The organism is Micromonospora sp. NRRL B-16802 (assembly GCF_001279555.1).
Classification (GTDB): domain Bacteria; phylum Actinomycetota; class Actinomycetes; order Mycobacteriales; family Micromonosporaceae; genus Micromonospora; species Micromonospora profundi.
This window is the reverse complement of record NZ_LGEB01000075.1, coordinates 285,737-307,287: the sequence shown is the minus strand read 5'-3', so window position 1 is coordinate 307,287 and position 21,551 is coordinate 285,737. Positions and strand designations below refer to the sequence as shown.

The window sequence follows — 21,551 nt, the reverse complement described above, 5'->3', positions numbered from 1 at the left end:
ACCCGCAACGACCATTGCGCAACAGTTATTGCCCAATGGTCGTTGCGGATCTTGTGTAGAGGCCCCCTACCTCAGGCGGCCAGTCGGCGTGCCAACTCGTCGACGACCTGCTTGGCCATAGTGGGCGGGATGGCCGCGGCGATCTTCTCCGGCGTCAGCCCGGCCAGCACCCCCCTGACGATCGCCGGCTCGTCGGTGAAGTCACGCCCCGACAACGAGCTGAGCGCGGTCTGCAGCGCGGTCAACTGCAGGCCGAGGCTCTTGAGGTTCGGGTGACCGGTCACCGGAGCGCCGGTGTCGTCCCGACCCTCCGCCAGCCGCAGGTAGACCTGCCCGATCGGGTTGCGACCGTCGAGGACCGTGAGGTTCTTGTGGATGGTGGCCAGCCATTTGTGCTCTTCGGGGGTCATGTCGTCCTCCAGGAGTCCGATGGAGCTGAGATAGCGGCGGAACAGGGGCCGCTGGTCGCGACCCGCCTTGATGGCGTCACGGAAGAAGCTGAAGTGGGTGTGCCAGCGGTGCGAGTCGTCCCCCGTGGTGCGCTTGCCGAGCCGGTCCCACCGCTTCACGGTCTTGCCGTCGGGGCTGTAGATGATTTCGCGGATGTCCCGGGTGTCTGCCGCGTTCGCGGCACACTGCCCCACGCACCAGGCCGAGAAGCTGGCCAGAGTGTGCGTACGGCCGCCGGAGCGGACCTCGAAGCCGCCGACGTCAAGCGCCGCCGCGTCGAGGGTCAGGCCGGTCCGGTCCCGGGACGACTCCACCACCGAGTAGTCGTTGGTGACCACCCGGTCCGATCCGCAGTGGTAGCCACCGCGATGGGCCGGGTCACCGACGATCCCGACCTCGGCCGGCTCCAGGTCGGCGGCGCGGGAGGTCTTCGGGTCGACGTCCAGATGGGTGAGGAGCAGGCTTCGAACGGCCAAAAGGTTAGCCGGGGCCCGGGTCATGGGGTCCCCCTTTCAGTGAGCGGGGGCCGGGCACGACGTCACACCGCGTACACGGTGCGGGGCTTCGGGCGAGCCCGGCCTGCTGGTGCACGGCGCCGGGCGTTGGGCCAAACCTAGCGCGCGCTTCCGGCAAACGCCCAGCTCACAGGGGCTACAGTCAGATTCGTGACGGAGGCGCATCAGTGTGGACGATCGGCAACAGCACCGCCGAGGAGTGCTCGGGGTCGTGCAGGACCTGCCTCTTTCCGGCACGCAGCGTGACCGCCGCGCCGAGCGGTTCACCGGTGCCCGGGTTACGCGCCCACCGCGGGTGTGCACCACCGGAGACCTGCACGCGCAACCGGTGGCCGGCCGCGAACCGGTACGCGGTCGGCCAGAGGGGCACCGGAACCCGCACCGCGCCGGACGGGTCCGTCGGGAACCGCCCTGGCGCGACCCGGACCAGCCCGTCGCACACGTTCCAGGACCGCCCTCGACGGTCCACGTCACACAGTCGAACGAAGACATCCAGGTACGGCAGCTCACTGCGGACGTGGATCTCGGCGCGTACCGGGCCGATCACCTCGACCGGCCGGGCCAGCGGGGCGCTGGTGTAGGTCAACACGTCGGGCCGGGCCTCGACGCGCCTGTTGTCCACCGGGCCGGCCCGCTGCGCGACAAGCAGCGGCCCACCGAGTGACGGGGTGGGATCGGCCGGGTCGTAGCGGAACTCGTCCGGCGCCGACGGGACGGGTGGGCGCACCGCAAGCTCACCGTCCGGGTGCAGGTGCCATGCCGTGTCGACGGCCGGTGGCGGCCAGTCCGGCAGGTCCCGCCAGCCGCCGTCGGCGCCGCTCACGTACAGCCGCACCGGCGCCTCTCCGATGCGGCGCGACGGGCCGCGCGGCGGTGCGCTCAGGTGCTCGTCGAGCCAGGTCAGCCCCTCCCGCAGGGCGGCCACGAACAGGCCAGGGCTGCCGTGTGTCCACGGGCCGACCACCAGGCGCGGCCGGGCGCCGGTGGCGCGCAGGGTGGCGTGGTCGTCGAGCTGGGCGGGCAGGAAGATGTCGTGCCAGCCGGTGACCATGAGCACCGGCGCCCGCACCCGGGCCACCCGGTCGGTGAACACCCGGGTCCGCCAGTACGCGGCGTCCGGCGTGTGGTGGCGCAGCCACTCCTGGAAGAACCCGATGGTGGCGCCGGTGGCGACCCGGTCCGCGCCGGCCAGAGGCAGGTGCTCAAGCGCGGCGGCCAACCGGGGCTGCCCGCGCTTGAGCTCCCACTGCCGGGCCAGCCACGGCACGGTCTGCGCGTGCAGCAGCTCCGCCCAGGTCAGCACGGTGTCCAGGGCGAAGGACTCCCCCGCGTACGTCGAGTCCCTGGTGGCCGAGGCTGTCACCACGGCGACCATCGCGCGCAGGTCGTCGTCGGCGTCGTCGGCAAGTGCCCACTGGGCGAAGCCCTGGTAGCTGACACCGAACATGCCGAGCGCTCCGGACCACCAGGGCTGGCGGCGCAGCCAGTCGAGGGTGTCCACCCCGTCGTCGCGCTCGTGCACCAGCGGCGCGAACGTCCCGCCCGAGCCGCCGGTGCCCCGGCAGGACTGGATCACCGCGTGCTTGCCGCGCGCGGCAAGCAGCCGGCCGAGCAGCCGCAACGGCCCACCCCGCCCGTACGGGGTGCGAATGAGCACTGTGGGCGCGTTCTCGTCGGCGGGCGCGTAGTGGTCGGTACGCAGCATCACGCCGTCGCGGACCCGGACGGGGATGTGGCGGGTGACCCGTACCGGGCCGGGGCGGGTCACTGGCAGCCGCAGCGCGGCGGAGGCGAGACGTGCGACGAGCCGGCCCGGCACCGGTCAGCCCGTCGGGCGGCGGGACTGCTCGGGTCGGGCGGCGCGGACCATGTCGCGGTGTGCCCGCACCGATTCGCTCATCTCCACCATGAACCGGTGCACCACGTGTAACTCGTCATCGCTGAAGCGGTCCATCACCGTGTCGGTGCGGGCGCCCAGGGGCCGGAAGAACTCCATGGCCAGGGCGGCGCCCTGGTCGGCGTAGTGCAGCAGCACCTTGCGCCGGTCGGCGGTGTCCCGGTCGCGGCGGATGTGCCCGGCCCGTTCCAGCCGGTCGATCAGGGCGGTGATGGAGCCGGAGGAGAGGTTGAGGTGTTCGCCGAGCCGGCCGGGGGTGATCGGGTCACCGCGCAGTTCGGCGTCCATGACCGCGATCAGGGCGTTGAGGTCGGTGGGGTTCAGGCCGTGCAGGTTCGCGAAGGCGTGGCCGACCTGCTGGGCGTCCACCGCGTACCGCCGGAGGTCAGTGGTGATCTCGGCGACGAGCCGTTCTCGGGGCGTGTCCCGCCGCCGGTACATGCCGTGAGTTGCCACGTCGCGCCGCTTCCCCCATCTCGTTTCCCGAGTTGCAGCTTAGAGTAGCCCTCGTTAATCTCGCTAATCAAGATACTCGACTTTCGAAGGACCTAGAGGTCACTGATGTCTGTGTTCACCAGGGTCGCCCGCGGGCGGTTGGCCGCCTGGATCACCGTGGCCGTCGCCGTCGTCGTCGGCGTGGTCGTCTTCGCCATCCCCCAGCCGGACAACCCCAAACCGGTCTCGGCGACCGGCCTGTCGGTGGAGTGGCAGTCGACCCAGGTGGAACGCCTACAGGAGCAACTGCCCTCCAGCGAGGTCCAGCCCGCCATCGTGGTGGTGAGCCGGGACGACGGCGGCGCGCTGAGCGAGGCCGACCGGGCCGCCCTCACCGCCCGCTCCGGCGACCTGGCCCGCTTCGCCGTGGGCGGGCAGGTCAGCCCGCCGCAGATCTCCCCGGACGGCAGTGTCGCGCTGCTCGCCGTGCCCGTCACCACCGACGGTGGCCAGGAGGCGGTGACCGCGAAGGTCGACGACCTGCGCGCGACGCTCTCCGGCCTTCCGGACGGGCTGAAGGCCGAGGTCACCGGCTCCCCCGCGTTCACCGCCGACCTGTCCTCGGTCTTCGACGGCGCCGACGTCACACTGCTCGCGGTGACCGCTGCAGTGGTCGCGGTGCTGCTGCTCATCACGTACCGCAGCCCGTTCCTGTGGATCGTGCCGCTCGTGGTGGTCGCGGCCACCGAGCAGATCACCCTGCGGGCGGTGGACACGATCGTCCCGGCCTTCGGCATCAACCTCCAGTCGGGCCAGGTCACCGGCATCGCCAGCGTGCTGGTCTTCGGCGCCGCCACCAACTACGCGCTGCTGCTCATCGCCCGCTACCGGGAGGAGTTGCGCCGCGAGGAGGACCGGTTCGCCGCGATGCGTGCCGCCCTGCGGCGTACCGCCGAGCCGATCCTGGCCAGCGGCTCGACAGTGGTGCTCGGCGTGCTCACCCTGCTGCTCAGCGAGCAGGAGACCAACCGGGCGCTGGCGGTCGCCTGCGCCACCGGTGTGATCCTCGCCATGCTCTCTGCCCTGTTCGTGCTCCCCGCCGTGCTGGTGCTCTTCGGCCGCGGCCTGTTCTGGCCGTTCGTCCCCCGGGTCGGCGGCCCGGTCCGTGAGGGCAAGATCTGGGGCCGACTCGGCAGCGCCGTGGAACGCCGCCCGGCGGTCGTGGCGGTGCTCGCCATCGTGCTGCTCGGCGGCCTCGCGCTGGGTGGGCTGGGCATCCGCACCGGCCTGTCGGAGACCGAGCAGTTCCGGGCCCAGCCCGAGGCGGTCACCGGCGCGCAGACCCTGGCCCGGGCCTTCCCCGCCGGCAGCACCCAGCCGGTGGCCGTGATCACCACCCCGGCGGCGGTACGGGCCGTCACCGACGTCGCCACCGGCGTGCCCGGTGTGGCCTCGGCCCGCCCCGGCGACGCCGGTGACGCCGTCGCCCAGGTCGACGTGGTGCTGGAGGCCGAGCCGGGCACCGCCGCCTCCGACCGGGCCGTCGAGGCGCTGCGCGAGGCGGTGGCCGCCGTGCCCGACTCCGCGCCGCCGGCCGCTCCGGGCGCGGACGCGCCGTCCGGGGCGATCGTCGGTGGTTCCGTGGCCGCAACGTACGACTCCGACGAGGCCAACAGCCGCGACCTGCGGCTGATCCTGCCGATCATCCTGCTGCTGGTCGCCGCCGTGCTCGTGCTGCTGCTGCGGGGCCTGCTCGCACCGGTGCTGCTGGTCCTCACCGTGATCGCGTCGTTCTTCGCCAGCCTCGGCGCGGCGTGGCTGCTCTTCGACCACGTGCTGGACTTCCCCGCCCTGGACAGCGGGGTCCTGCTGCTCGCCTTCGTGTTCCTGGTGGCGCTCGGCGTGGACTACAACATCTTCCTCGTCACCCGAGCCCGGGAGGACGCCCGCACGGCCGGCACCCGCGCCGGGATGCTCTCCGCACTGCGGGTCACCGGCGGCGTCATCACGAGCGCCGGAGTGCTGCTCGCCGCGGTGTTCGCCGTGCTCGGTGTGCTGCCGCTGATCACGCTGACCCAGATCGGCATCATCGTCTGCATCGGCGTACTCCTGGACACCCTGCTGGTCCGCACGGTGCTGGTGCCGGCGTTGGCGTTCATGCTCGGCGACCGCTTCTGGTGGCCGGGAAGCATCGGCGCCCGCCCGGAAGGGGACGACGCCCCGGCCCCGACGGCGCCGGCGACCACACAGGACTGACCGCACACGCGACGGGGCGGGGTCGGGTTCTCCACCCGGCCCCGCCCCGTCGGCGCATTCAGTAGGTGAGGCAGACGCACTCGGTCATCAACGCCCGGACGTTGCGCACGTAGGACGGGTTGGGGATGGTCAGCGGCTCGCCCTCCCGCGCCACCGCCCCGTGCCCGTAGTTGTACGCAGCGATCACGGCGTTGAGCAGGCAGGAGTTCAGCTCGGTGGTGCACAGGTCGGCGTCGAGTCGGAAATCCGACTCGAAGTACATGTCGCCGATGTACTTGGTCAGCCAGGCCAGGTAGTTGGCGCCGAGGTACGCGTTGTCGCGGTAGTCGGCGATGTCGTAGCTCTGCTCGAACCGCTGGTTCATCCAGGTCGCGGTGCCCGGCATCACCTGCATCAGCCCGACGCCGCCGTCGCAGGCGTAGATGTTGGACTGCCAGCCGCTCTCCTGCCAGGCGGTGGCCTTGACCAGGTCGAGCGGAATCTTGATGTCCGGTGCGGAGGTCGGCCAGTAGGTGCGGGCCGCCGCATCGGTGAGCGCTGCCTTCGCCGCCGCCCGGCTGGCCTGGGTGCCCTTGTACGAGGGCTTGCAGGACGCGGGGGCGGGCTTCGGGGGCGCCGGCGGGACCTTGGTCTCGGTGGGCGGCTTGGCCACCGCGCGCGGTTTCGGCGCCGTGGCCGCGGGCCGGCTCGGCTTCTTCGACGGCGTGGGCGGGGCAGACGCGCTGCGGCTCGGCGCCGCACCCATCGCCGCCACCCCACTGGGACTCGGCTCGGCGCTCGCCTCGTCGACCGGTTCGGTGCTCGTGTCGTCGGTCGGCTCCTCGGTGGCCGACACGGGGGCGGCCTGGCCCGGTGGGCGTTCCCCCCGGTCGGCGCACCCAGCTGTCGTGCCGGCGAGCAGCAACCCGACGAGCGCCACGGCACCCACCTGAGTGATCCGTCCACGCACCGCGTTTCTCCCCCGTGTGACCATCGACGCAGGCTAGCAAGGTTCCGCCGGGCTCCGGGGCCCCTGCGGCGGCAGGACCGGGTCGACCGGCTGGTCCCGCTCCCGTACCGCCCGGTCGCGGGTGGCCCAGGCGACCATGAACACCACAGTCCACAGCACACCGAGCAGCACCGCCGCCGCCGTACCGCTCGCCGTGTCCAGTCCGAGGTAGAGCCGCGCGCCACCGATGCCCAGCACGCCCGCGGCGGCGGCCGTCCACGCGGCCACGGCCACCGGCCAGTGGGCGCTGCGCGACACCAGCCAGGCAAGGGTGCAGAAGCTCGCCGCGACCACCGCGTTCTGGGTCGGGAACCGGGCGGGCTCGTTGCCGTCCGGGCCTGTCGACTCGGCCACCACGGCAAGCACCACAAGCGGCACGAACGCGCCCACCGAGCCGACCACGCTGAGCAGGTCCGCCCGCCAGGGCCTGTTACGCCACGCCAGCACCGCGGCCACCACCGCCACCAGGACGATCAGGACCCACCCGCGAACCACCGACACCAAGACCAGTGTGGCCTCGGCAGCGTCCGGCGTACGGCGGGCAGAGAACCAGTTCCCGATCGCCCCGTCCAGCGCGGCCAGACCGCTGTTGCCCACGGCGACGGCCAGCAGGCCGGCGATGGCGAACCCGGTGGCGAAGAGCAGCACCAGCCCGGCGGCGAGGTTGAGCAGCAGCGTCCAGGCCGGGCCGATCCGCATGGCCAGCAGGAAGAACAGGATCCCGTAGCGGGCGCTGAGCCAGCGCACCGGCGGCAGCGCACCGGCCCGGGACAGCAGGGCGCGTACCGGGTCGGGGTTGCGACCGAGCCACCGGCCGGCGAGCACCACCCCCAACAGCCCGGCCAGCAACACGAGCACCGCGCCGGTGGCCCGGCCGAGCAGCCGGGAGACAGTGTCGTACGACTCACCGGCGAGGTGACCGAGCAGCACCGAGCCGCCCACCCAGGTGATGACGCCTGCCAGGTTCCACGGGGCGAAGCGCCGGTACGGCATGCCGGCGGAGCCGGCCAGCCGGGGAACGAGGGTGCGGGCGAAGGCCACCCACCGGGCAGCGAACACGCCACGTCCGCCCAGCCGGGCGAGCATGGCATCGGCCCGGCGCCACCGCTCGGGCCCGACACGGTGACCCAGCCCGGCGCGCAGTTTCGGGCCGTACCGTCGACCGGCGCGGAACGCCAGCGTGTCGCCTGCCACTGCCGCGGCGATCATCGCAAGCAACGCCGGACCGAGCCGCAAGGTACCGTTGTAGGTGAGGAAGCCGACGAGCAGCAGGGTAGCCTCGCCCGGCACCAGCAGGCCGAAGATCACCGCGGTTTCGCCCGCCACGATGAGCGCGGCGACCAGGTAGATCCACAGGGTGGGCAGACCCTGCACCACGGTCAGCAGGTCGTGCACTCAGGCCCCCGGGACACGGGAGTCAGCATGCCAGCCGGGGGAACCACCGGCACAGCAGTTTCACCATAGATCAGGGGCACCTGGGGGTGACCCCGACGCAGCCTGCGCGAGCGCAGGCGGAAGGATAGAGGGTATGCAGCTTCGCACCGACCTCCGCAACGTCGCAATCATCGCTCACGTCGACCACGGCAAGACCACCCTGGTCGACGCCATGTTGCGGCAGGCCGGGGCGTACGGCGCCCGGGGCGAGAACACCGAGCGGGTGATGGACTCCGGAGACCTGGAGCGGGAAAAGGGCATCACGATCCTGGCCAAGAACACAGGCGTGCGCTACCTGCCGGCCGACGGCTCCGACCCGGTCACCATCAACATCATCGACACCCCTGGTCACGCCGACTTCGGTGGCGAGGTCGAGCGCGGCCTGACCATGGTCGACGGCGTGGTGCTGCTCGTCGACGCCAGCGAGGGTCCCCTGCCGCAGACCCGGTTCGTGCTGCGCAAGGCGCTGCAAGCCCGGATGCCGATCATCCTGGTGATCAACAAGGTGGACCGTCCCGACGCCCGGATCAAAGAGGTCGTGGACGACACCTACGAGCTCTTCCTCGACCTGGACGCCGACGAGGAGCAGATTGACTTCCCGATCGTCTACGCGTGCGCCCGCGACGGCATCGCCTCGCTGACCCAGCCCGCCGACGGTTCGGTGCCCGACGACAGCGACTCTCTGGAGCCGCTGTTCCGCACCCTGCTGGACACGATCCCGCCGCCCGCGTACGAGGACGGCGCGCCGTTGCAGGCCCACGTCACCAACCTCGACGCCTCGCCGTTCCTCGGCCGTCTGGCCCTGTGCCGGGTCCGCCAGGGCACGATCAACAAGGGTCAGACGGTTGCCTGGTGCCGCACCGACGGCAGCACCCAGCGGGTCCGCATCTCCGAGATGCTGATGACCGAGGGCCTGGAGCGCAAGCCGGCCGAGACCGCGGGCCCGGGCGACATCATCGCCGTTGCCGGCATCCCCGAGATCATGATCGGTGAGACCCTCGCCGACGTGGACAACCCGGTTCCGCTGCCGCTGATCACCGTCGACGAGCCGGCCATCTCGATGACCATCGGCACCAACACCTCGCCGCTCGTCGGCCGGGTCAAGGGCTCCAAGGTCACCGCTCGGATGGTCAAGGACCGGCTCGACAAGGAGCTGATCGGCAACGTGTCGCTGCGGGTGCTGCCCACCGAGCGGCCGGACGCCTGGGAGGTGCAGGGCCGCGGCGAGCTGGCGCTTGCCATCCTGGTCGAGCAGATGCGCCGGGAGAGCTACGAGCTGACCGTCGGCAAGCCGCAGGTGGTCACCAAGGTGATCGACGGCAAGACCTGCGAGCCGGTCGAGCGGCTGACGATCGACGCCCCGGACGAGTACCTGGGCGCGATCACCCAGCTCCTCGCGACCCGTAAGGGCCGGATGGAGCAGCTGGTCAACCACGGCACCGGCTGGATCCGGATGGAGTGGCTGGTCCCGGCGCGCGGCCTGATCGGCTTCCGCACCGAGTTCCTCACCGACACCCGGGGCACCGGCATCCTGCACCACGTCTTCGAGTCCTACGAGCCCTGGTTCGGTGAGCTGCGGACCCGCAACAACGGCTCGCTCGTCGCCGACCGGGCCGGCGCGGTCACCGCCTTCGCGATGATCAACCTTCAGGAGCGCGGTCAGCTCTTCGTCGACCCGACCACCGAGGTGTACGAGGGCATGATCGTCGGCGAGAACTCGCGCTCCGACGACATGGACGTCAACATCACCAAGGAGAAGAAGCTCACGAACATGCGGGCCTCGACCTCCGACGAGACCGAGAAGCTGATCCCGCCGCGCAAGCTCTCGCTGGAGCAGGCGCTGGAGTTCTGCCGCGAGGACGAGTGCGTCGAGGTCACCCCGACCGCGGTGCGCATCCGCAAGGTGGTCCTCGACCAGCAGCTGCGCGGTCGGGCCGCCGCCCGCCGCAAGCACGCCGGCTGACCCCCCGCACCCGGCTTCCGGGCGCGTCGGCCGCAAGCGGTCGGCGCGCCCGTCCGCTTTCCGACGCGGGTACGCCGACCCGACTCGCCGATGATCGGCTACGGTCACCGACATGACCTGGGAGGATCTCGACGCCCACCTGGCGCGGGTGCCGGGCACCGTCTCGGCGTACGTGGGGCGGCTCGACGGGCCAGCGACCTGGACCCGGCACGCGGACGCCAGCCACTACGCGGCAAGCACCATGAAGGTGGGTGTGCTCGCCGCGCTGTACCGCGCCGCCGAGGCGGGCTCGCTGGAGCTGGACGCCGAGGTCCCGGTGGTGAACGAGTTCGACTCGGCCCAGCCCGGCGCACCACGGTTCTCCTGCGCCCCGCACTACGACAACGACGACGCGGTGTGGGACCGGCTCGGCGGCGACGCGTCGCTGCGGTGGCTCGCCGAGCGGATGATCGTCCGGTCCAGCAACCTGGCCACCAACCTGGTCATCGCGCACGTCGGCCTGGACGCCGTCGCCGAGGTGTGGTCGCTGGCCGGCGCCCGGCACAGCGTCACCGGCCGGGGCATCGAGGACTTCGCGGCCCGCGGGGCCGGCATCACCAACGCGGTCACGGCCGCCGACCTGGCCGCCCTGCTGGGCGCGCTGGCCACCGGGGCCGCGACGCCCGGCCGGCTCGCCTCGCCGGCCAGCTGCGCTGCCATGCTCGACGTGCTGCTCGCCCAGGAGCACCGCGAGGACCTGGCCGCCGGCCTGCCGGAGGGCACCCGGATCGCCCACAAGAGCGGCTGGGTACGCGGGGTGCGCCACGGCGCCGGCGTGGTGCTGCCCGACGACGCGCCGCCGTACGTGATCGCCGTGTGCACCACCACCGACCTGGCCGACGGCGGCAGCAGCGGCGAAGACGTCGAGGACGACGCCTGTCTGCTGATCGCCCACATCTCCGCCCAGGTCTGGGCCGCCCGCCACCGGCTCTGACCGGCCATCAGCCGATCCGGCTAGGCTGCTGCTCCACCCCCACCCCGGAGCCGCTGATGCCCCGCAGTCGCACCCTGCTCGTCGTCTTCCTCGTCGTGACGGCGGCGAACCTGCTCGCCAACGCCACCGACAGTGGTGTTACCGAGCTGCTCACCAAGCCGCTGTTGATGCCGCTGCTTGCCGCGTACCTCTGGCGGGCCAGCGCGGAACGCGGCATCCGCCCGGACCGGCTGGTGCTCGCCGCGCTGGCCTGCTCCACCGCCGGCGACGTGGCGCTGCTGGGCGACGGCACCGGCTGGTTCATCGCCGGCATGGTCTTCTTCCTGGCCGCCCACGTCTGCTACCTCGTGGTCTTCACCCGGCACGGCGCCGCGCGGGCGCTGCTCCGCCCGCCACTGGTCGCGGTCCCGCTGGGGTACGCGGTGCTGACCGTCGTCGCGCTTGCCTGGATGTGGGCGGGGCTCACCGACGCCGGGCTGGCCGTGCCTGTCGCCGGGTACGCGTTCGCGCTGGCCGCGATGGCCGCCACCGCCGTCACCCAGGGCTGGAGGGTCGGTCTGGGCGCCGCGCTGTTCCTCGGGTCCGACCTGTTGATCGCCACCGGGGTGGCCGAGGTGGCCCAGCCACCCGGCGCGCCGGTGCTGGTGATGGCCACGTACGCGGCGGGCCAGGCGCTGATCGTCATCGGACTGGTCGCCCGCGCGACCGCGCCGCCCGGCGCAACGGTCACTCCAGCAGTTGCGCCCGCAGCGCCGTGAGGACGTCGTCGGTGAGCCCCAGCCCGTTCCGCAGGTAGCCGTCGAACGAGCCGTGCCGCAGGCGCACCTCCTGGTAGCCGGCGTCGAGGTATTCGGGCCGAACCTCAAGCACCGGCAGCACCGCGTCGACATCCATTGTGGGCCGCCGCCGCCGCATCGCCTCGATGAGCACCGCGCGGAGGCTGTCGGTCAGCTCGTTGTTGCGCAGGTACTCGGCGCGGATGGCGGCCTCGTCCACGCCGAGCGCGCTGAGCAGGATGACGGTGAGCCAACCGGTGCGGTCCTTGCCGGCCGAGCAGTGGTAGACGAGCGGCAGGTTCTCCGGCTGGGCGGCCAGCCGTACCGCCGCGCCGAAGTTGGCGCAGGCCGCCTCCCCGGCCACGAACCACCTGTAGATGTCGGCCATCGCCCCCGCCGTGCCCTGCCGGGCCAGCTCGGCGTACGCGTCGAGGTCGTGACCGAGCAGCACCGCTGAGACGTACGTGAAGACCGGGTGGTCCGGATCGTGGACCGGGAGGTGCACGACGCGCGGTTCACCGGTCAACCGGTCCGCGGGGGCGACAGCGATCTCGGTGTGGTCGCGCAGGTCGAGCACGCATGTCGGTCCGAGCTTCGCGAGCACCGGCAGGTCCTCGTCGGTGAGCCGGCCCAGCGCCGGGGTGCGGATCAGCCGTCCGGGGCGTACCCGGCGGCCCTCGACGGTGACCAGACCGCCCAGGTCACGCGCGTTCGGCGCACCGATCAGCTCCCAGTTCCGCCCGCCCATTCGGTGTCCCCTTCCGCCGCGTACCTGCGTATAGGGTGCCCCACATGACGATCTCGGCGGTACGCACCCACCGGGTTTCCGCCCCCTTACACACACCGTTCATCACCGCGCTGCGCCGTACGACCACTGTGGAGACTCTTGTCGTCGAGGTTATCGACGCCGATGGTCGGTCCGGTTTCGGCGAGGCACCCCAGGTCTGGCAGGTCACCGGCGCGTCGGTAGCCGGATCGCAGGCCTGCGTGCAGGAGTTGCTCGGGCCGCTGCTCGCCGGCCGCGACCCGGACGATCTGGTGACCCGCTGCGGCGAGGTGCAGCGGTCGGTGGTCGGCAACGAGGCCGCGAAGGCGGCGGTGGACGTGGCGCTGCACGACCTGGCCGCGCGGCGACTGGGCGTACCCCTTGTGCGATTGCTCGGCGGCACCACCCTGCGGGTGCCGACGGACGTCACGCTGGCGGTGGGCGACGCCGTGGACCTGGCGGCGGCCGCGCGGCAGCGGCAGGCCGACGGCTTCGGCGTGCTGAAGCTCAAGGTCGGCACGGACGCGGCCGGTGACCTGGACCGGGTGCGCGCGGTCCGGGCGGCGGTCGGCCCTCAGGTGCGGATCCGGGTGGACGCCAACCAGGGCTGGACGCCCCGCGAGGCGGTCCGGGTGATCCGCGGCATGGAGGACGCCGGGTTGGACGTGGAACTGGTCGAGCAGCCGGTGGCCCGCTGGGACCTGGACGGGCTGGCCTGGGTCAGCGACCGGGTGTCGGTGCCGATCCTGGCCGACGAGGCGGTCTTCGGGGTCCGCGACCTGGTGGAGGTGATCCGCCGCCGGGCCGCCGACCTGGTGAACGTCAAGCTTGCCAAGTGCGGTGGGCTGCACCCGGCGCGCATCCTGCTGGAACTGGCCGCCGCGCACGGACTCGGCACTGTGGTCGGGTCGATGATGGAGACCCAGGTCGGCATCGGGGCGGCGGCGAGCCTGGTCGGCGCGTACGGCACCACCGCGGTCGCCGACCTGGACGCCGCCTGGTGGCTGGCCTGGTCGCCGGTGCGGGGCGGCATCCGGTACGAGGGACCGACCGTTGTGCTTCCCGACGCCCCTGGCCTGGGCATTCCTGGTCTGACTGAAGTAAAGATGCAGACCCGTGGTTGATGGCCGTTGGTTTCTTTCATAGAGTTCCAGTGAACAGCCGACACGAGCTGGGGGTTGACGTGGAGCTCCAACCGGGCCGCGAGGCCCTCGTCCGGGTCGCCGTGGCGACGCTGTGGTCCTCCCCCGAGGCCATCCGGCCGATCGACGGACCAGCGCTGACCACCGGCGCGGACATCCCGACCTGGGTCTCCGGCATGGACACCGAGCAGCAGGTGGGCGACTGCGTGCTGAGCCAGCTCCTGCTCGGCGAACGGGTGCTCGTCACCGAGCTGCGCCCGGACGGCTGGGCGCACGTGATCGCCGTCGAACAACCGGCGGCCAAGCTCGACCCGCACGGCTACCCCGGCTGGCTTCCCGCCGACCAACTGGTCGGTGTCGACCCGGCCTGCACCGGCGACCCGCTTGTGGTGGACGCCACGATCACCGCGCTGCGCGCCGACCCGGACGGGCCAGTGGTGCTGCCCGGCGTCATCGTCGGCACCCGCCTCGTTCCGGCCGGCCCGGCGTGCGACGGCTGGCGGCCGGTGCACGTCCCCGGTCAGCCCGCCCCGCTCTGGCTGCCCGACGGCCAACTCGTGCCGATACCGATCGGGCCACCCGAGGCCGCCGACGTGTTGGCCGTGGCGCAGCGGCTGCTGCACGTGGCGTACATCTGGGGTGGGCTCTCCGCGTACGGCATCGACTGCTCGGGTCTGGTCCACCTGGCCTGGCGCCGGTTCGGGGTTCTTCTGCCGCGCGACGCCGACGACCAGGCGGTGGCGACGAACCCGCTGCCGCTGGGCGCGGAACGCCCCGGCGACCTCTACTTCTTCGCCCGCCCCGGCCGCAAGATCCACCACATCGGGATCGTCACCGCCGTCGCCGGAGGTCGCGGCAGCCGGCGGATGCTGCACGCCTGCTACCGACGGCGGCGTGTGGTGGAGGAGCCGATGCCCGCCGACCGCGCCGCCACCCTCGTCGGCGTGCACCGGGTCTGACCGGCCGGAAGCCCAGGGGCTCCCGGCCGGCGACGGTTAATCCTCAGGCCCCGACCGCTGCGGCGCCGGCCCCGGGGCGGCGGTTCAACGTCGCGCTTCGGCCAGCTCCCGGCGGCGGTCCCGGGCGGACTTGATCAGGCTGGCGACGGTGGCCACGCCCAACGTGCCGACGATGACCAGCAACGAGAGCCAGATCGGGATGTGCGGCGCCCAGCCGACGTGCTCGCCACCGTTGATGAACGGCAGGGTGTTGTCGGCCAACGCCTCCAGCACCAACTTGACCCCGATGAAGCCCAGCACCACTGCCAGCCCGTAGCTCAGGTAGATCAGACGGTTGAGCAGCCCGCCGAGCAGAAAGTAGAGCTGCCGCAGGCCCATCAACGCGAAGACGTTGGCGGTGAAGACCAGGTACGGCTCCTGGGTGATGCCGAAGATCGCCGGGATCGAGTCCAGAGCGAAGATCAGGTCGGTGGTGCCGATGGCGATCATCACGATGAGCAGCGGGGTGAAGAGCCGGCGACCGCCCTCGTGCGTCGTCAGCTTCGCGCCGTCGTACGTCTTGGAGATCGGCAGCGCCTTGCGGCTCCACCGGATCAGCATGTTCTCGGAGAACTCGTCCTCGTCCGGCTCGCCCTGCCGGGCCAGGTTCACAGCCGTGTAGATGAGAAACGCACCGAAGATGTAGAACACCCAGGAGAACTGGCTGATCAGGGCCGCGCCCGCGGCGATGAAGGCGCCGCGCATCAGCAACGCCAGCACGATGCCGACGAGCAGCACCTTCTGCTGGTACTGCCGTGGCACCCCGAAGCGGGCCATGATGATCACGAAGACGAAGAGGTTGTCCACCGAGAGGCTGTATTCGGTGAGCCAGCCGGTGTAGAACTGCCCGGCCGCACTCGCTCCCGAGGTCAGCCAGACACCGGCGCCGAAAAGCAGTGCAAGGCCGACGTAGAAGGCGACCCAGAGGCTCGACTCCCGCACGCTCGGCTCATGCGGGCGTCGACCGATGATCAGCAGATCGACGAGTAGCACCGCGATCAGTGCGACGAGAGTTCCCGCCCACACGAGCCCGGACACGTCCAACGTTTCATTCCTCCGGCAGACACGCGGCGTCGGGCAAACCGTACGCCTCAACGCGTGCCGGCGTGCCTCTGTCGCTCACTCTGGTGACTGTCGGAGGTCTCTTCCGCCGCCGTCCGCGAACGAACGGCGACCGACGAAACCGGGTCGGGCGCCGAAGATCCGGCGATCGACCGTGCTGACGACTTCGTCGCGGGGGAATACTCCCCTCCTCGCCGACCATTGTTGCCCACCACTCGCCGTGATCACACTCCGGGCGGGTGGTGGGGCGTCTGCCGTGCCGGCGTCACGCCGTCTCCAGCTTCCTAGGCAGCTAGTGTGACTCGGATTCGACGATCGGGTCCGCCAGCGCCCAACCCGCCGAGAGCAGGGCATCGCACGCCTCGACGGCCCGCGCCAGCCGCTCGGCGTGCGACCCGGTCAGCTCCACCACCGGCACACCGCAGCCGGCCAACTCGGCACGGAACCGGCCCGTCATCCAGCTCCGCAGATGCTCGCCGTCGCGCAACCCGTCGTCGGCGAAAGGTACGCCCCGATGGTCGGTCAACAGATACAGCGCCGGACGCCGTGCCGCCGCCCGGACCTGCGGCGACGCGCTGCCGAGGTAGCGCTCCTCCCAGACCGCTGTGGCCCGCGCGTCGGTGTCGCAGAACAGCAGCGGCCCCGACGAACGGGCCGCCGCGTCCTCCGCCTCCTGCTGCTTTCGGACCACAGTACGAAAGTCGTCCCGATCCCAGCTGACGTCGAAGACAGTCGCCGACGGCGAGACCTCCCGTAGTCGAGCCAGCTTGCGGGCCGTCAACTCGCGCCCGAACTCCGGCACCCAGACCGTGCCGTAGTGAGCGGCCAACGCCGCCGCCATCGTCGTCGTGCCCGTCGACTCGGCCCCGACCACCACCACCCGCCGGACGAACCAGGCACGCACCGGCGGGCTCAGCCACCGCCAGTGGGCCGCCGGGTCCGCGCGCACCGCCGTGCCCGACACCGGCACGGTCCGCCGATCCGGATCCACCGACACGGGTACGGCGTCGAAGCGGCGCGCCAACTCCACGCCGTACGCCTCGGAGGAGAAGACGGCGTCCACCCGCCCCGGCCCGACCGCCGCGCGGAACACCGCGCAGTGCGCGTCCCAGACAGCCGGGTCGGCATAGTCCACCGGGAGGTCGTCGTAACGCCCGACGAAGCGCACCCACTGTGTGTCCGCGTGCGCCTCCCGCAGCCAGTCCAGCCGTACCGCCAGCGGGATGGACTCCCGGCGCGACGGCGCCACCACCACTGTCACCTCGGCGCAGCGGGCGGCGGCGGCCGCGATCAGCGCGTGGTGCCCGGCGTGCGGCGGGTAGAACTTCCCCACCACCATCCCGTGCCCGAACTCGGCCACCGACGCCCGTGCCGTCCGCTCCGGCGCCGACGGACCCTCCGGTGCCCGCCCGGTCACGCGCTCACCGGCGACGGGCCGGGTGCGACAGGGGTCGGCGGGTCGAGCCGGCGCAGATCGGTCCGCCAGGCACGCAGACCCAGCACGCACAGGGCGAGGAAGACCAGATACAGCACGGCGGTCAGGTGCAGCCCCTTGTACGCGTACAGCGGGATGTAGATCAGGTCGGCGGCGATCCACAACCACCAACTCTCCACCCGCTTGCGGGTCTGCCCGTACGTGGCGAGCAGCGACAGAGCCGTGGTCAAGGCGTCCGGCAACGGCACTGTCGAATCGGTGGCCCGGTCCAGCAGGGTCCAGAGCGCGCCGGTGAGCAGCACACCGACGACGGCAAGCACCAGCCACTCCCCCCGCCCGGTCCGGCTCACCGTCAACCTGCTCCGGCGCTCGCCGCCGAACAGCCAGTGCCACCAGCCGTAGCAGCCCAACGCGACGTAGACGACCTGGAGCCCGGCGTCGGCGTACAGGCCCGCCGTCCAGAACAGCAGCATGAGCAGCAGCACATTGGCGATGCCCACCGGCCAGTTGGCGATCCGCTGCCGGGCCACCAGCCACACGTTGAGAACACCAGTGGCGAACCCCAGCAGCTCCGCCCAGGTGGTGCCGGTTCCGGCCGCCTCGAACGCGGTGCCGGTGAGCCAGTCGATGATCACGATGCCCCTCCCGGGCACCCACCCTAGGGGCATCGACCCGGACCGCACAGACCCCGTGACACAAGGACTCCCCCAACCGTGGGAGGCTTCCCCCATGGTGCTTGAGGTCGCGCTGATCGACGTACTGCCCGGACACGAGGACGCGTTCGCCGCCGCGTACGCCCAGGGTCACCCCGTTCTCGCCGGAGCACCCGGCTGCCGGTCGGTGCGGATGACGCGGGGCGTCGAGTCCCCGACTCGGTTCGTGCTGCTTGTCGAGTGGGACTCGGTCGAGGCGCACGAGGACAACTTCCGGGCCACCGAGCGGTTCACCACGTGGCGCGACCTGATCGGGCCGCACTTCGCCGGCCCGCCGATCGTCGAACACTTCATCGACGTCCCCGCCTGAGACGTTCCCGCCTGAGCGGAGCTGTCGTACCCCCGGTTTATCGTGCCCACCGCACGCGTCGGTCACCGGTCCCGACGGTCTCGGGGGCGCCGGGCCCGGTGGCCGCGCGGCGTGCCCCTCACTGGCCGACGCGTCGCGCCAACGCCGTGACCGTCTCCTCCGGTGACAGGGCAGCCGCCAGCAGCGCCTCGGTCATCAGCTCGTACCTGTCGACGTCGAGCACCGTCGCCAGCCGGACGTCGGTGGTCAACGCCTCAAGCATCACCGTCCGTGGGTCCGCCGGGTCGGGAAAGGAATACCAGGAGTACGGCGTGAGCGGGTGCAGCCCGTCGCCGGACGCCCCGCGTGGCAGCAGGCGCACCGTCACGTGCTCCAGCCCTGTCACTGCCACCAGGTGGCGCAGCTGCTCCCGCCACACGTCGACGGGCAGGTCACCCGGCTCGCACACCGCCTCGGTGAGCACCGCCGTGTACTCCGGAGGGTCGGCCCGGTGCAGTACCTCCTGCCGCAGCGCCCTGGCGCGCACCTCCGCCTCGATGTCGACCTTCGGCGTGAGGACGGCACCCGCCGCGACCCGCGCCCGTGCGTACGCCGGTGTCTGCAGCAGCCCCGGCACGATCACCGGCTGGTATTCGACGATGTGGGCGGCACCCGCCTCCAGCTCGGCGTAGACCCGCTGGCGCTCGCTCATCTCGCCAAGCGTCTTCCACCAGCCGCGACTGGTGGCGGCATCCCTCGCGATCACGATCAACGTGTCCCGAACCGGCACCGGCACCTGGTAGACGTCGAGCAGGTCAAGCACGTCGGCGAGGTCCGGGCGGCTCTGGCCCAGCTCGATGCGGGACAGCTTCGACGTCGAGGCCCACCCCAGCCGGTCGCAGACCTGCTCCAGGGTCAGCCCCTCACGCCGGCGCAGCTGGCGCAGCTCAGCGCCGAGGCGCGCACGTCGAATGACAGGACTTGTTGGCAACGGCATCCGGCCTCCCCATCGTGGGAGCGTACGCAGCGCGGTAACCCAGTGCAATAGCTTGCTTGCTCACCGCAACCGGATGCCCCGTCGCGGTGAGCGGTCGAACAGCCTTTACCTGCCGTTCGACCGCTCCCGACCACGGCCGCCAGGGTCGCACCCGCCGGACCGCGCCCGGCCGGTCACTTCACGCCGGCGACGTCCATCCCGCGCAGCTCCTTCTTCAGGTCGGCGACCTCGTCGCGGATCCGCGCCGCCAGCTCGAACTGCAACTCGCGGGCGGCGGCCAGCATCTGGTCGTTGAGCTCCTGGATGAGCTGGGCGAGGTCGGCGCGGGCCATCCCCTCCCGTGAGGTGGTGGCGACAGCGGACCGACTGCGACTGCGGGTCTCCTTGACCGGCGCCTTGCCACGGGAGAGTTGCCGCGCCGCGCCGCCCACCCGCGAGTTTTCGGTGTCCTCCGCCTCGCGGTAGATGTCGTCAAGGATGTCGTGGATCTTCTTACGCAGCGGCTCAGGGCTGATCCCGTGCGCCTCGTTGTGCGCGATCTGCTTGGCGCGACGCCTGTCGGTCTCGTCGATCGCCGCCGCCATCGACGGAGTGATCTTGTCGGCGTACATGTGGACCTGGCCGGAGACGTTACGGGCAGCCCGACCGATGGTCTGGATCAGCGAACGACCGCTGCGCAGGAAGCCCTCCTTGTCGGCGTCGAGGATCGCCACCAGCGACACCTCGGGCAGGTCCAGACCTTCGCGGAGCAGGTTGATGCCCACCAGCACGTCGTACTCGCCCTGGCGCAGCTCGCGCAGCAACTCCACCCGGCGCAGCGTGTCCACCTCGGAGTGCAGGTAGCGCACCCGGACGCCGTTCTCCAGCAGGTAGTCCGACAGATCCTCGGCCATCTTCTTGGTGAGGGTCGTCACGAGCACCCGCTCGTCGTTGTCGGTGCGCAGCTTGATCTCGTGCATGAGGTCGTCGATCTGGCCCTTGGTCGGCTTGATCACGACCTGCGGATCGACCAGGCCGGTGGGGCGGATGACCTGCTCGACGAACTCGCCCTGGGCCTGCTCCATTTCCCACGTGCCGGGCGTCGCGGAGAGGTAGACCATCTGGCCGACCCGCTCCAGGAACTCGTCGAAGCGCAACGGCCGGTTGTCGGCGGCGCTGGGCAGCCGGAAGCCGTGGTCGATGAGCATCCGCTTGCGCGACGCGTCGCCCTCGTACATGCCGCCGATCTGCGGGATCGTCACGTGCGACTCGTCGACAACGGTGAGAAAGTCGTCGGGGAAGTAGTCGAGCAGGCAGTGCGGTGGGCTGCCGGGCAGCCGCCCGTCCATGTGCATCGAGTAGTTCTCGATGCCGGAGCAGAAGCCCACCTGCCGCATCATCTCGATGTCGTAGGTGGTGCGCATCCGCAGGCGCTGCGCCTCCAGCAGCTTGCCCTGCCGCTCCAGCTCGGCGAGCCGCTCGGCCAGCTCGGCCTCGATGTCGCGGATGGCCCGCTCCATCCGCTCCGGGCCGGCCGCGTAGTGCGTCGCCGGGAAGATCACCAACTGGTTGACCTCGCGGACCACGTCACCGGTCAACGGGTTGAGGTAGTAGAGCTTCTCCACCTCGTCACCGAACAACTCGATGCGGACGGCCAGCTCCTCGTACGCCGGGATGATCTCCAGAGTGTCGCCGCGGACCCGGAAGGTGCCCCGCTGGAATGCCATGTCGTTGCGGGTGTAGCGGATGTCGACAAGCCGCCGCAGCAACTGGTCGCGGTCGACCTCCTGGCCGGCCTCGACACGGATCGCCCGGTCGAGGTATTCCTCAGGGGTGCCCAGGCCGTAGATCGCCGAGACGGTCGCCACCACGACCACGTCGCGACGGGTGAGCAGGGACATCGTCGCCGAGTGCCGCAGCCGCTCCACCTCCTCGTTGATCGAGGAGTCCTTCTCGATGTAGGTGTCGGTCTGCGGGATGTACGCCTCGGGCTGGTAGTAGTCGTAGTACGACACGAAGTATTCGACAGCGTTGTGCGGCAGCAGCTCGCCGAACTCCTTGGCCAGCTGCGCGCAGAGCGTCTTGTTGGGGGCGAGCACCAGGGTCGGGCGCTGCAACCGCTCGACCAGCCACGCGGTGGTGGCGCTCTTGCCGGTGCCGGTCGCGCCGAGCAGCACCGTGTTGCGGTCGCCGCGCCGGACCCGACGCTCAAGGTCGTCGATGGCGGCCGGCTGGTCACCGGCCGGCTGGAAGTCGCTGACGACCTGGAAGCGGCCGTCGAGCCGGGGAATGTCGAGCGCCATGACCTCAACGGTACGCCGGAGGTCCGACAGGTTCGCGCCATCGCGCAGGGTACGTGATCGGCTTCGATATTCCCATTGTGTGTCACATGTCACCGGGACTACCCTCTTCATGTAGGCCGCTCGCGGCGGCCGACCGGGCAGGTGGCCAGGCCGTCATCACGGCCGGCCCGCCCCCGGCAC

The 21,551-nt window shown here is 71.3% G+C and carries 18 protein-coding genes; 7 read left to right on the top strand and 11 right to left on the bottom strand.

The window, feature by feature from the left end; genetic code table 11:
* Nucleotides 1–71: 71 nt before the first annotated feature.
* From ADK66_RS22055 to ADK66_RS22045, 3 genes are all read right to left on the bottom strand, one after another.
* Complete coding sequence (locus ADK66_RS22055) at nucleotides 72–926, bottom strand: hypothetical protein (protein ID WP_231640126.1); 855 nt, start codon at nucleotides 924–926, stop codon at nucleotides 72–74.
* Between the two features lie 181 nt (nucleotides 927–1,107).
* On the bottom strand, nucleotides 1,108–2,784 hold the full coding sequence (locus tag ADK66_RS22050; RefSeq protein ID WP_053658276.1) for a CocE/NonD family hydrolase: 1,677 nt from the start codon (nucleotides 2,782–2,784) through the stop codon (nucleotides 1,108–1,110).
* Nucleotides 2,785–2,787: 3 nt separating this feature from the next.
* On the bottom strand, nucleotides 2,788–3,303 hold the full coding sequence (locus ADK66_RS22045) for a MarR family winged helix-turn-helix transcriptional regulator (RefSeq protein ID WP_053658275.1): 516 nt from the start codon (nucleotides 3,301–3,303) through the stop codon (nucleotides 2,788–2,790).
* Nucleotides 3,304–3,423: 120 nt separating this feature from the next.
* Here ADK66_RS22045 and ADK66_RS22040 point away from each other — a divergent pair, with 120 nt between their 5' ends.
* On the top strand, nucleotides 3,424–5,553 hold the full coding sequence (locus ADK66_RS22040; protein WP_053658273.1) for an efflux RND transporter permease subunit: 2,130 nt from the start codon (nucleotides 3,424–3,426) through the stop codon (nucleotides 5,551–5,553).
* Between the two features lie 58 nt (nucleotides 5,554–5,611).
* On the opposite strand, the gene ADK66_RS22035 is transcribed toward ADK66_RS22040, so the two are convergent.
* On the bottom strand, nucleotides 5,612–6,526 hold the full coding sequence (locus tag ADK66_RS22035; protein ID WP_053658271.1) for a lytic transglycosylase domain-containing protein: 915 nt from the start codon (nucleotides 6,524–6,526) through the stop codon (nucleotides 5,612–5,614).
* Between the two features lie 9 nt (nucleotides 6,527–6,535).
* Nucleotides 6,536–7,936: a DedA family protein gene (locus tag ADK66_RS22030; RefSeq protein ID WP_053658269.1), complete on the bottom strand. Its 1,401-nt coding sequence runs from the start codon at nucleotides 7,934–7,936 to the stop codon at nucleotides 6,536–6,538.
* Between the two features lie 133 nt (nucleotides 7,937–8,069).
* Between ADK66_RS22030 and typA the strand changes: the two genes are divergently transcribed.
* The 3 genes from typA (at nucleotide 8,070) to ADK66_RS22015 (ending at nucleotide 11,669) form a co-directional block, all read left to right on the top strand.
* Nucleotides 8,070–9,938, top strand: a complete 1,869-nt coding sequence (gene typA / locus ADK66_RS22025; RefSeq protein WP_053658267.1) for a translational GTPase TypA — start codon at nucleotides 8,070–8,072, stop codon at nucleotides 9,936–9,938.
* A gap of 112 nt (nucleotides 9,939–10,050) precedes the next feature.
* Complete coding sequence (locus ADK66_RS22020; RefSeq protein WP_053658265.1) at nucleotides 10,051–10,911, top strand: serine hydrolase; 861 nt, start codon at nucleotides 10,051–10,053, stop codon at nucleotides 10,909–10,911.
* Nucleotides 10,912–10,967: 56 nt separating this feature from the next.
* A complete protein-coding gene (locus ADK66_RS22015; protein WP_053658263.1) occupies nucleotides 10,968–11,669 on the top strand; it encodes a lysoplasmalogenase in 702 nt (233 codons plus the stop codon).
* On the opposite strand, the gene ADK66_RS22010 is transcribed toward ADK66_RS22015, so the two are convergent.
* On the bottom strand, nucleotides 11,638–12,435 hold the full coding sequence (locus ADK66_RS22010) for a tyrosine-protein phosphatase (protein ID WP_053658262.1): 798 nt from the start codon (nucleotides 12,433–12,435) through the stop codon (nucleotides 11,638–11,640). The two genes, ADK66_RS22015 and ADK66_RS22010, sit on opposite strands and share 32 nt — an antisense overlap.
* 44 nt (nucleotides 12,436–12,479) lie before the next feature.
* On the opposite strand from ADK66_RS22010, the gene ADK66_RS22005 reads away from it, so the two are divergent.
* Both ADK66_RS22005 and ADK66_RS22000 read left to right on the top strand, forming a co-directional pair.
* Entirely contained in the window at nucleotides 12,480–13,577 is a 1,098-nt protein-coding gene (locus ADK66_RS22005) for a mandelate racemase/muconate lactonizing enzyme family protein (protein WP_053658260.1), read from the top strand.
* A 29-nt stretch (nucleotides 13,578–13,606) separates the two neighbouring features.
* Entirely contained in the window at nucleotides 13,607–14,554 is a 948-nt protein-coding gene (locus ADK66_RS22000; RefSeq protein WP_231640125.1) for an NlpC/P60 family protein, read from the top strand.
* A gap of 84 nt (nucleotides 14,555–14,638) precedes the next feature.
* Here the strand turns inward: ADK66_RS22000 and ADK66_RS21995 are convergent, their stop codons facing one another.
* The 3 genes from ADK66_RS21995 to pnuC all read right to left on the bottom strand — a co-directional run bounded on the left by ADK66_RS21995 (nucleotide 14,639) and on the right by pnuC (nucleotide 17,725).
* On the bottom strand, nucleotides 14,639–15,637 hold the full coding sequence (locus ADK66_RS21995) for a TerC family protein (protein WP_053658258.1): 999 nt from the start codon (nucleotides 15,635–15,637) through the stop codon (nucleotides 14,639–14,641).
* Between the two features lie 310 nt (nucleotides 15,638–15,947).
* Nucleotides 15,948–17,072, bottom strand: a complete 1,125-nt coding sequence (locus tag ADK66_RS21990) for an AAA family ATPase (protein WP_231640124.1) — start codon at nucleotides 17,070–17,072, stop codon at nucleotides 15,948–15,950.
* Nucleotides 17,069–17,725 (bottom strand): nicotinamide riboside transporter PnuC, encoded by a 657-nt coding sequence (pnuC, locus tag ADK66_RS21985; RefSeq protein WP_053658255.1) that lies wholly within the window; start codon nucleotides 17,723–17,725, stop codon nucleotides 17,069–17,071. Before pnuC ends, ADK66_RS21990 begins: the two co-directional genes overlap by 4 nt.
* A 94-nt stretch (nucleotides 17,726–17,819) precedes the next feature.
* On the opposite strand from pnuC, the gene ADK66_RS21980 reads away from it, so the two are divergent.
* Nucleotides 17,820–18,113: an antibiotic biosynthesis monooxygenase gene (locus tag ADK66_RS21980; protein ID WP_053658253.1), complete on the top strand. Its 294-nt coding sequence runs from the start codon at nucleotides 17,820–17,822 to the stop codon at nucleotides 18,111–18,113.
* A gap of 118 nt (nucleotides 18,114–18,231) precedes the next feature.
* Here the strand turns inward: ADK66_RS21980 and ADK66_RS21975 are convergent, their stop codons facing one another.
* Nucleotides 18,232–19,089, bottom strand: coding sequence for a helix-turn-helix transcriptional regulator (locus ADK66_RS21975; protein ID WP_053658251.1), 858 nt, complete (start codon nucleotides 19,087–19,089; stop codon nucleotides 18,232–18,234).
* 173 nt (nucleotides 19,090–19,262) lie between these two features.
* Nucleotides 19,263–21,371, bottom strand: a complete 2,109-nt coding sequence (gene uvrB / locus ADK66_RS21970; protein ID WP_053658249.1) for an excinuclease ABC subunit UvrB — start codon at nucleotides 21,369–21,371, stop codon at nucleotides 19,263–19,265.
* Between the last annotated feature and the right edge of the window lie 180 nt (nucleotides 21,372–21,551).